General features: G+C 55.3%; 8 protein-coding genes. 6 read left to right on the top strand and 2 right to left on the bottom strand.

Translation table 11 applies throughout. The annotated features are described in order from the left end of the window. Window positions 1-11: 11 nt before the first annotated feature. Entirely contained in the window at window positions 12-2,990 is a 2,979-nt protein-coding gene (locus H8K27_RS03080; protein WP_186861720.1) for a Tn3 family transposase, read from the bottom strand. Window positions 2,991-3,257: 267 nt separating this feature from the next. After that, the gene (locus H8K27_RS03075) at window positions 3,258-4,307 is read right to left on the bottom strand and encodes a hypothetical protein (RefSeq protein WP_186861719.1); all 1,050 of its coding nucleotides are present in this window, start codon (window positions 4,305-4,307) and stop codon (window positions 3,258-3,260) included. A gap of 299 nt (window positions 4,308-4,606) precedes the next feature. Here H8K27_RS03075 and H8K27_RS03070 point away from each other — a divergent pair, with 299 nt between their 5' ends. The 6 genes from H8K27_RS03070 to H8K27_RS16690 all read left to right on the top strand — a co-directional run bounded on the left by H8K27_RS03070 (window position 4,607) and on the right by H8K27_RS16690 (window position 12,836). Then, entirely contained in the window at window positions 4,607-5,737 is a 1,131-nt protein-coding gene (locus tag H8K27_RS03070; protein ID WP_186862007.1) for an MFS transporter, read from the top strand. Window positions 5,738-5,884: 147 nt separating this feature from the next. After that, on the top strand, window positions 5,885-6,238 hold the full coding sequence (locus H8K27_RS03065) for a hypothetical protein (RefSeq protein ID WP_186861718.1): 354 nt from the start codon (window positions 5,885-5,887) through the stop codon (window positions 6,236-6,238). A gap of 120 nt (window positions 6,239-6,358) precedes the next feature. Then, window positions 6,359-7,663 (top strand): TolC family protein, encoded by a 1,305-nt coding sequence (locus H8K27_RS03060; protein ID WP_230418901.1) that lies wholly within the window; start codon window positions 6,359-6,361, stop codon window positions 7,661-7,663. 8 nt (window positions 7,664-7,671) lie between these two features. Then, complete coding sequence (locus tag H8K27_RS03055) at window positions 7,672-8,934, top strand: efflux RND transporter periplasmic adaptor subunit (protein ID WP_186861716.1); 1,263 nt, start codon at window positions 7,672-7,674, stop codon at window positions 8,932-8,934. A 14-nt stretch (window positions 8,935-8,948) separates the two neighbouring features. After that, on the top strand, window positions 8,949-12,125 hold the full coding sequence (locus H8K27_RS03050) for an efflux RND transporter permease subunit (RefSeq protein WP_186861715.1): 3,177 nt from the start codon (window positions 8,949-8,951) through the stop codon (window positions 12,123-12,125). 114 nt (window positions 12,126-12,239) lie between these two features. Beyond that, window positions 12,240-12,836, top strand: coding sequence for a flagellar basal body rod protein FlgB (locus tag H8K27_RS16690; protein ID WP_186861714.1), 597 nt, complete (start codon window positions 12,240-12,242; stop codon window positions 12,834-12,836). Window positions 12,837-12,971 lie beyond the last annotated feature (135 nt).

Here is a 12,971-nt window from a genome sequence, read left to right as displayed (position 1 = left end):
ACCCGCGCTGGCTAGTGCCGCCTAAAGTCTATCTTGTAATCGATCGGCGCACCTTTTTTATTCAGATCGAGCGTGTAATCACCGTATCGATTGATATGGCTGAAACGGTAAGGCGACAATCCCTTCAGTACGTCCTCGTCGACTGGATAGCCTTTGGATTGCATGTCCTTCAATTTACGGGACATCCATTGCACATTATTGAGGATCACCATATTGGCGACCAGATGATTGTATTTGATCACCTTGCGCTGCTCATGGCGGATATTTTCCGCGATAATGCCATCGCCGCCAAAGAATAGCCATTTCGTAAAATTATTGAACTCCTCGCTCTTATTGGTAGCTGCATGGATAGTGCGCCTGAGTTCTACGTCGTTGATGTACTTGAGCAAAAACTGCGTTCTGATGACGCGCCCAAGCTCACGAAAGGCGAAATACAATTTGTTCTTGCGGCTATAGGTACCAAGTCGCCTCAATATCATGGAAGGTGTGATTTTGCCGGCCTTGATCGAGATAGCGACACGCAGCATGTCAGGATAATGCAATTCGATCAGTTCCCAATCGATATTACCGCGGAACAGACCGTTAATGTGGGGATACTGCTCTTGTTTGTCCGGCCGGAAGAACGTAAGTTCCTTAATATTCCGGATCCGTGGCATCAGGTTGATTCCTAGCAGATAGGCCAAGCCGAATACCGGAGCACTTTGCGCCTGCGTATCGCCGTGGACTGTATCAGGTTGGACATCGGATTCGTTCTTGATCAGGCCGTCTAAGATATGCACTGCTTCGTAGACACCACACGGAATGAAGTGACTGAACAGAGCAATGTACATGTCGGACACATGGTAGTAACCAATGCCACCATACCCGCCATAGCGGATATGATATTCCGACAGCAAGTTTTGCTCGTACACGTTCCATTTGGTGCCGTCAGCCGATACACTCTTTCCAGTGCCCCAGTAGCGCGGCAAGGCGAAACGATTGTAAGAGTTGATGACTTTCACCAAAGCCTTCTCCAGCCGCTCCTCCGTCACATGGCGCAAATTTAGCCACGCGACCTGTTTTCGGCTCAAGCCCTTCAAGGAACGGGCGGTTTGCGTGGGCCCCAGGTTGCAGCCGTAACAGAAAAGTGTTGAGATGAAGCGCTTACGTGGATCGTCAATCTTTGACTCGAACCCGGACAGCGGGCCAAAAATGCTATGCAGATCCAGCCATTGTTCGGTCTCGGTCAAAATATCCAGGATACTCGCCGGCTCCATATGCTCAGTAATGGCCTGGTCAATGACTTCCAGGTTTGGAGGCGGTTGCTGACGCTCGGTGCGGCGGATGATCAAGCCAGACTCAGAAAAATCCACGTGCTCATTGTCTGGGAAGCGCTCATCTACCTGGCGGGCAATCTCGCTCAAGTCGTCACGTAATTTATCGACGAATTTTTCTGAGTCCATCGGCAGGTCCACTAACTTGCCATAGTTCATAATCTCCTTGCGGCACTCCTCCCAACTAATAAGGTGTACGCGATAGTCGTCATATTGGTCACTGTGCTCAACATACACGTCGCCGGACTTAAGCTCTTGCATAATCTGAGAAAACACACAGAGCTCGAAATATTTCCGATGAATGATCTTGTCAGCACCTGACGGCTGTTCTTTGCCAACAATCAGGCGTTGCCACTTCTCCGAAATCCAGTCCAGCGATGCGATGTCCAACTCGTCGGCGTTCACCAAGACATATTCACGATGGCTTGACCGGAACTGGCGCATCCATTGCAATGCCCGCAACAGCGATTCGTCTTGTGAGCTAGACTTCAAGGCCAATACATCCAGGCATTGAAATAACAGCGCCCGCTTAGCGCGATATGGCTGCAATATGAAGGGATAATAGTTATTGCCTGCATAGGCCATGTGTTCGTCGCAACGAATAATCCAGGGCTCGGGATCGCCATCCAGCACTTGCTCTATTAGTGCCAGGCGCTCCTTGTCAGGCGCCTCATTTTGCAACGCAGTCAGCACATCTCGAAACTGGCTGATGAGGCGTTCTGTTTGTTCGGCGTGCTGCAGCCGGTACTCACGTAGCCTATCTTCTGCGACGTGATGCATGTTGCGCACCGCCTTGACGAATATTTCGGCGATATCATCCATCGCCTTTTGCAACTGGGCTTGGATGAGCAATACCGTGAGCGAATAGCGTTTGGCAGGCTTGAGTTCGAGCATTTCAGAAATATCCAGTGCTCTGGCCTCGGTAACCAACTGCGTGCGTTTCGGGACTGATAGGAAGTCGCCGGCTGGAAGGCCCTCGCCCAACATCGTTAGGTCCTGGATATGCTGCAGGAAGCTTGCGATCTCTCGCACACCGGGTTGTTTTGGTTCGCGCTTTAATCGATCCCACCGAGTACGAGCCCCTCTATGGGAAAGCAACTCGTCAATCCGGAAGCGTTGTTCCTCGGAGAGTTCGCCAGCTAGGCGCTTGTATACCTGGTCGTTGTAGGTTTTGCGCATCCGGGTGGCAACGCGCAGTAGAAACGCGAAGCTGGGCAGTTCAAAGCGATGGTGCGCCAACTCTTCGATCATCACATTGATAATATCGGATAATTCTTGCTTGGTATGCGCGGCCTGTAGAGCGATGCCATCCATCCACTCGTGGTCGGTCACTTCAAACTGCCGGATATCGACGTAGGTTCGCAGGAATTTCTGATGCAGCCATTTACTGCCTGATTGCTCGTATTTGACAACGGCGCGTTTCAAGATCGGACGGACGCCTAGGTGATTGCAAACATGCTCAATAATTGGCGCAGGTATCTCGGTCGCGGGAATAAAGTTTCCGAGGCGCTGCAGCAGTTTTAAGAGAATCAACAGCATCGCGCGGGTTGGCGCCTGACGGTACCGTTCAGAGACAAAGGCAATCTCTGCCGGTGTGGGCGTAAATAACGTTAACAGCTCCCGCTCTGTAATCTCAGCATTAAGACGCGGATAGGCCGTTTCATGCAAGCTGCTCACTACATTTCCCCTTTATCGGCAATGTGTTGAATTTTGCTAGACAAGAACATTGCACCAAAGATAAGTTTCCTGTCAATAAAGAAATGATCCCAAGGTGATGCTGAGCAACTAAACTCAGATCGAGCTACTCCCAGCCATGCAATTTGGGGGGCGGTGCGGCAGTGAGCCCGCTACGATGATCAGCAGAATGGAAGCCAAGATGCACCTCAGGAACACCTTTATCAGGCGTACCCGCCTTTTTCTTCAGCGGGAATGAAGCACGGCCACTCAGGCTGGCGCCTGAAAGACTGATGTTGCGACTTTTAAGGGCTCTATCGTCTTGATAAAGTGAAGTACCCAGTCGGGCATCAGTAACTCTCTCAGCTCAGTCAGAAAACTCAGCGGTATCTCTGGCCTTGATGTTGGCAGCAGGAAAGCCCGACTGGAAACCGCCTCAAAAACAGCAAGCCCCTGTATCGTCATGCAGAGAGAAAATTCTGGGTTCTGCACACTGGAGGCCAGCGTTTCAGATTGAAATTGACTACCTTCCAGGCACACCAATTCCGCCAATGAGCGAACATGGTCGCGCGCACGATCGAGTGCAAGCGTTGTCTTTAGTGCGGTCGAGGCGGATGTGATGCCCATGCCAGGTCCTATATAGGCAGATTTTCCAATCGAGAAAAATTGCGCCACCCCGCCTTTACGGGCTTGATGAATTCGCTGGGCAGATAGAGGCGTGTCCGCATGAATCCCTTTCACGCGGAACTGATCAAAATACCTTGGCCAACTCCGGGCGACGGTGTGCAGTAAGTCTGGATCGGCAAAGCCGTCTCCTTTGGGGTGCGGTAACACATCGACGAAGGCGACGGCATCGCCTCCTACTATGCAAAAAAGAATCCAGTCGGCTGGTTGAGAGAAAAACTCCCCCCGAGGGATCGGCTCGTCGCTGAGGTGAAAGTGCAAAATATTCCAGTCGGCCCACAGAAAATCAGTCCTGAATTGACGCTTTGCGCCGCTGACATCGTGATGTTTGATCAAACCTTTGCCCTGGTAGCAGTTGATGTCCTTGCCGTGACAAATCAATCTTTCCAAATTCTTGAGCGCCTTCCTGGCGCTTACCGGCAGGCGCTTGGGAAATTTATCCGAATACACTACCTTTCTCGGGATGGGGTCAACGTACCTTAACCGGAAATCGAGCCATCGAAGGAGTGGATTGTCCAGATGGGCCACCTCCCTGGCGTGCCGCAGAGAAAATAGGCCGACTAACTCCGTGGCCACGTCGTTCAAGTCTTGCTGAAACCTGTTTTCCAAAAAAATTTTATCTAGTTGGTAGATCATGTCTATTGTTTCGGGTCCGGGGCTGGCTAGACCCAATTTTAGGGGTCTTCACTACGTCTATGCAACCGACTTTAATTTGCCCAGCACAACGTCACACAATTTCAGTTCAAGGTCATTTAGTGCACTCTTCGTCAGGCCATCGCTCCAGGAAAAGCAGTTTAGTGCTGGGGTGATGTGCGTCATGGTTCATAATTGCAGTATCTTTACGCCGTGGAGGCATTCAGTTGGGAAAACTCACTACAGCGAAGTCCACATTAGGTCAGATTCCCCCCGGCGTCTGGGTACTCGGCTTTGTCAGCATGCTGATGGACATTTCCTCGGAAATGATTCACAGCCTGCTACCCTTATTCATGGTCACGGCTTTGGGGGCCAGCGCTCTGGCAGTGGGCCTGGTGGAAGGATTGGCCGAATCCACGGCCTTGATCGTCAAAGTATTCTCCGGCTCACTCAGTGACTATCTCGGCAAGCGCAAAGGCTTGGCCATATTCGGCTACGCGATGGGTGCTCTTACCAAACCGCTGTTTGCCATAGCGTCCACGACCGGCATCGTGTTGACCGCGCGCCTGCTGGACCGAGTCGGCAAAGGCATACGCGGGGCACCAAGGGATGCGCTGGTCGCGGACATCGCACCCGCGCATTTGCGTGGCGCCGCGTTTGGCTTGCGGCAATCCATTGACACGATAGGAGCCTTCCTTGGGCCGCTGTTGGCGGTCGGCCTGATGCTGTTATGGGCCAACGATTTCCGTGCGGTGTTTTGGGTGGCCGTAATTCCCGGGCTGATGGCGGTCGCGCTGCTGTGGTTCGGCGTGCAGGAGCCAGAACCCCGCCAGGATCACAAACGGACCAATCCTATACATCGCAGGAACCTGGCGAGGCTCGGGGCACCATATTGGCGGGTAGTCGGCGTCGGCGCTGTGTTCACGCTGGCCCGGTTCAGCGAAGCATTCCTAGTGCTGCGCGCGCAACAAGCTGGCATCCCCATCGCCTTGGTGCCGCTGGTGATGGTGGCAATGAATCTGGTCTACGCGGTATCGGCGTACCCATTCGGCAAGCTCTCCGACCGGATGAGTCATACCAGGCTGCTGGCGCTCGGCCTGGTCGTCCTGATTGCAGCCGATCTGGTCTTGGCAGCCAACAATCACTGGGGAATTCTGTTGGCCGGCGTCGCACTGTGGGGCGTCCATATGGGCATGACACAAGGCTTATTGGCGACCATGGTTGCCGATACAGCTCCGGCCGACTTACGCGGTACCGCGTATGGATTCTTTAATCTGGTCAGTGGCCTAGCCATGTTGCTGGCGAGCGTGTTGGCCGGCCTGTTATGGGATAGGCTCGGGGCGTCGTTCACGTTTTATGCAGGCGCTGCCTTTTGCGCGGTTGCCCTCGTCGGCCTGGGATGGTCGGCCAATACCGCCATACCCAAAAGGTAGACGGCTAATTCTGCGAAGACGGGTGGCTCCCGACCGACACAGCCGTAAAATAGGCCTGATCAAGAAATATCGCCCGTTCGGAATCGGCGGATGCGTAGAATATTTTCAATTGATCCATTTTTTTACGCATGTTATACTCCGCCAATCATGAAAATCTTCCGCATCGCCAATTACATCCTTTTGCTGAGTTTCATCCTCAGCATTGGCGATTGGCCGTTTGTCGACGAGATTCTGGAGGAGCAAGCGGCACTCCAGAGTATGATTAGCACCCTGGACACGGCACAAGCAGATGCAGAATCCACGCGGTTGAAACAAGAGTCTCTCGTCAGCCACTCCTCAGGCAGCATCTACCAATCGTTGACGAATTTTGTCGACATGCCCCGGCATAATTTAGTCGTCGCCGTTGCCAGCGAGCGCACCGCCTATTTCGCAGAGGAGCCATCCTTTGTGTCCGTAACTGCGATCCCCGCCGAACGTCCTCCGCCCCTTTCTTTGTCCTAGTTTCAAATTTTCCCGTGAATTGAGCGCATTGCGCTCGTATTGTCACGTCATTTTGAATTTTGACAGAGAATAACCATGTCCCTAGCATTTTTTCGGGACGCCCGACCTCTATTGGGGTCGCTGCGTCCACTGGTGCCGGCTGCCTGTAGCGTCTTAGCCGTAGCCACCGTCATCTTCGTTTCATTATCTAATGTCCAGGCAGCATCGTTTGCGGCTGCCCCCCAAGCGCTTACCCCTAATGTCATTGAACCGGCTGCGCCACTGACTCTGACGGCGGCACTGAGGCTGGCATTGCAGGCGAATCCCGACCTGTCGGCGGCCAGGCAAGAGACCGCTGCAGCGGAGGGACAGGTCATGCAAGCCGGCGCCAGCCCTAATCCGGACTTGTCACTCCAGGTTGAAGACCTGCGCAAGGATACGCGCACTACGACACTCCTAGTCAATCAGGCGCTGGAACTGGGCGGCAAGCGCAACGCGAGGATCACAGCGGCCGAACGCGGCCGGGACGCGGCACAGGCGGACCTGGCAGCCAAACGCGCCGAGATCCGCGCCGCCGTCATTTCTGCATTTTTCGACGTCGCCGCCGCCCAGGAACGTCTACGACTTAGCCAGGTGTCGCTCGAACTCGCGCAGCACGCGACGACGGCCGCCGCCCATCGGGTCGCCGCCGGCAAGATCTCGCCGGTCGACGAAACCAAGGCGCGGGTGGCAGAAGCCACTGTGCGGCTGGAATTGAATCAAGCCAACGGTGAATTGACGACGGCACGCAAGCGCCTCACCGCTCTCTGGGGCAATCCATCGCCCAGGTTTGATCGTGCAGAAAGCCAATTTGAGGCACTCCCCATATTACCAGCCCTCACGGAACTGCAGGCGCGCGCCGGCCAGGCCCCCGCATTGATGCGGGCCCAGATAGAGGTCGAGCGGCGCATCGCGCTGGTCCAGGTGGAACAGAGTAAGCGCACTCCCGACCTGACGCTCAGCGTCGGCGTCAAGCGGGCGGAAGATTTGGGGCGGAATCAGGCGGTACTAGGGGTATCGGTTCCGCTGCCGCTATTTGACCGCAACCAGGGCAACTTGTTCGAAGCGTTGCGGCGTACCGACAAGGCACGCGACGAACTATCCGCATCCAGGCTAAGGGTGGATACCGACACCGCACAAGCCTACGAACGTTACGCGAACGCACGCCAGGAGGCGGAAGCCTTGCGCCAAGAGATTTTGCCAGGCGCGCAAACGGCCTATGACGCCGCCACCAAAGGTTTCAAATTCGGCAAGTTTGGCTTTCTTGACGTGTTGGACGCGCAACGCACCTATTTACAAGCCAAATCCCAATATGTGCGGGCACTCCTCGACGCCTATCATGCCGCTGCCGAGATCGACCGTATTTTGGGCGATGACTCCCTCATTGAACACTTTGCCGCACCGTGAGATTCCCAATGAAAACTAATCTGAATAAAAAGCAGGCAATCGCGATTGCCGCCATTGTCGTTGTCACCGTCCTATTGGGCGCTCTTATTGTGGGAAGCAAGCAAATCGCCGTAGACGACGATGACATGCCTGCCGCGACAAAACCGGCGAAAGAGTCCGTCACCCCCGCCAACAGCGACAAACCTAAAAATCCAGGCAAGGATGCTGATAATAAGGCGCCGCAGAAATCCTTATCCGACGATAACAAAATTGAATTGACCGACGCCCAAATCAAGGCGGCCGCCATCTCGATTCTGAAAGCCGGACCGGCACGCATTAAGGATGTACTGATCTTGCCCGGGGAGATCCATTTCAACGAAGACAAGACCGGCCACATTGTGCCGCGATTTGCCGGCGTGGTGCAGAGTGTGCCGGCCAGCCTTGGGCAGCAAGTACGGAAAGGCCAGGTTCTGGCGGTGATCGCCAGCGTGGGATTGTCCGATTTGCGCAGCGAGTTGCTGACTGCGCAGAAACGCCTGGCGCTGGCGGCCACCACTTACGAGCGCGAAATGAAACTGTGGGAAGAAAAAATCTCTGCCGAACAAGATTACTTGCAGGCGCAACAAGCGATGCGCGAAGCCCAGATCAGCGTTCACAATATCCAGCAAAAACTCAATGCCCTAGGGGTTACGCAGGACCATGCAGACGCACTTAACCTCTACGCCGTCCGGGCACCATTTGACGGCATGCTGATTGAAAAACATATCACCTTGGGGGACGCGGTCAAGGAGGATGCCAACATCTTCACAATTTCCGATCTTTCCACCGTCTGGGCCGACAGCACGGTACCCGCCAATAGCCTGAACCTGATTCGAGTAGGTCAATCAGTCACCGTCAAAGCGAGTGCTTTCGATGGCAAGGCCAGCGGCACTGTTTCCTATGTCAGTGCCCTCGTCGGCGACCAAACCAGAGCCGCCAAGGCCAGGATAACCCTCGCCAATCCCAACATGGCTTGGCGGCCGGGCCTCTACGTCAGTATCGAAGTCACGGCAAGCGAAATTGAGGTACCGGTGGCCGTCTCGGCAGAGGCGGTGCAAGACCTCAATGGCAAGCCGACCGTGTTTCTCAGGACGCCGCAAGGCTTTATTGCGCAACCGGTCATCCTTGGCAGAACGGATGGCCGGCTAACCGAGATTGTCAGCGGCCTCAAAGCCGGCAGCGCCTATGCCGGCAATGGCAGCTTCGTGCTGAAGGCCGATCTCGGCAAGAACACGGCTAAAGACAACGATTAAGCGGAGACCCTATCATGTTTGAACGCATCCTCCGTTTCGCCGTTGAGCAGCGCTGGTTGGTCTTGCTGGCCGTATTCGGCATGGCAGCCTTCGGCCTCTACAGCTATCAAAAATTACCGATTGACGCGGTGCCTGACATCACCAACGTCCAGGTCCAGATCAATACCGCGGCACCAGGCTATTCTCCGCTGGAGGTCGAGCAGCGGCTTACCTATCCGGTTGAGACTGCCATGGCTGGCTTGCCGCGCCTGGAGCAGACCAGGTCGACGTCGCGCTATGGGCTGTCCCAGGTCACGGTTATCTTCAAGGAAGGGACCGATATCTATTTCGCCCGGCAATTGATCAGCGAACGCCTTCAGCAGGCCAAAGACAGTCTGCCTGTAGGAGTGAACGCAGCGCTGGGCCCCATCTCTACCGGGCTCGGCGAGATCTATTACTGGACGGTGGAGGCGCAACAAGGCGCCAAGAAGCCGGACGGCACGCCTTATAGCCCGACCGATCTGCGCGAGATCCAGGACTGGGTCATCAAGCCGCAGTTGCGCAATGTTCCTGGCGTGACGGAAATCAATACGATAGGTGGTTACGTCAAGGAGTACCAGGTCGCTCCAAGCCTGGAGAAACTGGCCTCCTATGGCTTAACCTTGCAAGACATCGTGGTGGCGCTGGAGCGCAACAATACTAATGTCGGCGCCGGCTACATTGAAAGACGCGGCGAGCAGCTGCTGGTGCGCGCGCCGGGGCAAGTCCGGTCGCTGGACGAGATCGGCAACATTGCACTGGCTAACGTGCAGGGCGTGCCGATTCGGCTGCGGGATATCGGGACCATAGGACTGGGCCAGGAATTGCGTACCGGCGCCGCGACCGAAAATGGCCATGAAGTGGTACTGGGAACCGTCTTCATGCTGATGGGAGAGAATAGTCGTGCGGTATCCCAGGCAGTTGGCAAGAAACTGGCGGAGGTCAATCGAACCCTGCCAGAGGGGGTCCATGCCGTGACCGTCTACGATCGCACGGTCTTGGTTGATAAAGCGATCAGTACCGTCAAAAAGAACCTGGTGGAAGGCGCGGTGCTGGTCATTGCAGTTCTCTTTTTATTCCTGGGCAATATCCGCGCGGCGATCGTCACCGCCCTGGTGATTCCTTTGGCAATGCTGTTTACCTTCACCGGCATGGTGACGTACAAAGTCAGTGCCAATCTATTGAGCCTGGGTGCGCTGGATTTCGGCATCATCATTGACGGCGCGGTCGTGATTGTCGAAAACTGCGTGCGACACCTTGCGCACGCGCAGCAGACGAAAGGCGCAGCGTTGAGCCGCAGCGAGCGATTGCATCTGGTGTTTCAGGCTTCCGCGGAGGCCCGCCGGCCGCTCCTGTTTGGGCAATTGATCATCATGATCGTCTATCTGCCGATCTTCGCGCTCGCTGGCGTGGAAGGCAAGATGTTTCATCCCATGGCCCTGACCGTCGTGATTGCACTGGTCGGTGCCATGATTCTGTCGATCACCTTCATCCCTGCCGCAGTCGCGCTGCTGATCGGCGACAAGATCACTGAAACCGAAAACGTCTTGATGCGCAAGGCGAAACAGTTCTACCGGCCTTTGCTGACCAAAGGAATGCAGAACAAGCTGGTGGTGATCACGGCCGCAGTGGCACTGGTGTTGTTATCCGGTCTATTAACGACCCGATTGGGCAGCGAATTCGTGCCTAGCCTGAATGAGGGCGACTTTGCGCTGCTGGCGCTACGCATCCCCGGCACCAACCTGACGCAGTCGGTCGCCATGCAGCAGAAGATCGAAGCGGCGCTGGTGCAGCAATTTCCGGAGATCGAGCGCGTCTTCACCCGGATCGGCACCTCGGAAATCGCGACGGACGCCCAGGGGCCGAATATTTCCGACGGCTTCGTCATGTTGAAACCGGAAGACCAGTGGCCCAAGCCCAGGAAGTCGCGGGAGGAACTGCTGGCGGCGATGTCTGCCGCGGTAGCCAAAATTCCGGGCAGCAACTATGAATTCTCGCAGCCGATTCAATTGCGTTTCAATGAATTGATTTCCGGCGTACGCAGCGACGTCGCCGTCAAAGTATTCGGGGACGATATGGCCGTATTGAACGATACCGCCGACAAAATCGCCGCTGCGCTGCAGAAGACGCCCGGCGCCGCCGACGTCAAGGTAGAGCAGACGACCGGGCTGCCGATGCTGACGGTCGATATCGACCGCAGCAAAGCAGTTCGCTATGGCTTGAATATCTCCGACATACAAGACAGTATCACCACGGCGGTCGGGGGCAAAGACGCCGGCATCCTGTTCCAGGGAGATCGCCGCTTCAATATCGTGGTGCGGCTGCCGGAGATTGCACGCACTGACCTGGAAGCGATCAAGCGATTGCCAATTGCGTTGCCGAAGACGGCCGGCAACGACGGCAAAGCTTACTTCGTTCCGCTCTCCGAAGTGGCCAGCTTGAATCTAGCGCCGGGGCCGAACCAGATCAGTCGGGAAGATGGCAAGCGTCTCGTGATCGTCAGCGCCAACGTGCGTGGCCGCGATATCGGTTCCTATGTTGCCGACGCCGAAAAGGCTTTGTCGCAGCAAGTCAACATCCCGGCCGGCTATTGGATCAAATGGGGCGGCCAATTCGAGCAATTACAGTCGGCCATTGAACGGCTGAAAGTCGTTGTGCCGGTGGCGCTGCTGTTGGTGTTCACGCTGTTATTTATCATGTTCGGCAATATGAAGGATGGGCTGCTGGTGTTTAGCGGCATTCCGTTTGCGCTCACCGGCGGCATCCTGGCGCTCTGGTTGCGGGGGATACCAATCTCCATTTCCGCTGCGGTCGGCTTCATTGCGCTGTCGGGAGTCGCTGTGCTGAATGGCCTGGTGATGATTTCCTTTATCCGCACCCTGCGCGAGCAAGGTATGTCGCTGGATCAGGCGATCCATACCGGGGCGCTGACTCGACTGCGACCTGTCTTGATGACGGCGTTGGTCGCGTCGCTGGGGTTCATACCGATGGCGATCGCGACCGGTACAGGCGCCGAAGTGCAGCGCCCATTGGCCACCGTCGTGATCGGAGGAATTCTCTCGTCGACCGCACTGACCTTACTGGTGTTGCCACTGCTGTACCGACGCGCATATCGGAGCGAGGCCGAAGAAGAGGATTTAATCGCCGAGCAATCCAGAGAAGTCACTCCGTAAAAAATGCTTGGCCAGGAGCAGTTGCTCGGAGCGAGTAACTCACCTGGCCTGGATAACTTGATGATTGCAGTAAATAGACCTGTTTGATGGATTCGTCATTCACTGGAGACTTACATGGAACGCCTCTCAGGAACTCCCATTTTGCCTTTGAATAGCACCGTCTCTCCCGCAAAAGGAGAGCAGAAACCGCTTACGATTTCTAACGGAACCTTTTCAGAGGCCTTGGCTCGCGTCAAAGAGAAAGCTGCGACAACCATTGCCACACCGGCACCTTCGGTTGGGGTGCAGAATGTAAAAAACACGTCGCCGGTAACGCCAGGATTGCAATCGCTGACCAACGCGCCGCCCGCGCATTTTCAATTGACCGGATCGCAAAACGAGGCCGGAGGCCACGCTTTCCACGAACGTGCGTTAGCGCTTCGTGCCTATCGCCAGCAGCTGTTGGCGTCAAACATCGCGAACGCCGACACGCCGGGCTACAAGGCGGTCGACATCGATATCCAAGAAGCACTTCGTACAGGAAAGACGGTCGAATTAGTCGAAGTCAAGTACGCCGTTCCAAGTCAAGGGAGTGTTGACGGCAACACCGTTGATATGGATGTGGAGCGCGTTAAATTTGCGGCAAATGCGCTGATGTATGAATATGAAGTGGACCGAGTGAAAGGACACCATAAGAAAATGGAGGATCTCTTAAAGGGCACTCCCTACTAAATAGCAAAAATGGTTCATTACAAGGAGGACGATGCCGAACCAATTACCCGCGAAGACCCGCGTCGGCGAATGGAATTTGTACGCCTTAAACCCTCATGGTCGCCGTGAGGGTTTATTTCAAGCAACATACGTTTG

Source organism: Cognatundibacterium griseum (genome assembly GCF_014284195.1).
Classification (GTDB): domain Bacteria; phylum Pseudomonadota; class Gammaproteobacteria; order Burkholderiales; family Burkholderiaceae_D; genus Undibacterium; species Undibacterium griseum.
This window is presented reverse-complemented; position numbering and strand designations above follow the sequence as displayed.

Coding starts and splice junctions, on each gene's coding strand:
- H8K27_RS03050 (WP_186861715.1), top strand. CDS start 8,949: ATGTTTGAACGCATCCTCCGTTTCGCCGTTGAGCAGCGCTGGTTGGTC.
- H8K27_RS03065 (WP_186861718.1), top strand. CDS start 5,885: ATGAAAATCTTCCGCATCGCCAATTACATCCTTTTGCTGAGTTTCATC.
- H8K27_RS16690 (WP_186861714.1), top strand. CDS start 12,240: ATGGAACGCCTCTCAGGAACTCCCATTTTGCCTTTGAATAGCACCGTC.
- H8K27_RS03070 (WP_186862007.1), top strand. CDS start 4,607: ATGCTGATGGACATTTCCTCGGAAATGATTCACAGCCTGCTACCCTTA.
- H8K27_RS03075 (WP_186861719.1), bottom strand. CDS start 4,307: ATGATCTACCAACTAGATAAAATTTTTTTGGAAAACAGGTTTCAGCAA.
- H8K27_RS03055 (WP_186861716.1), top strand. CDS start 7,672: ATGAAAACTAATCTGAATAAAAAGCAGGCAATCGCGATTGCCGCCATT.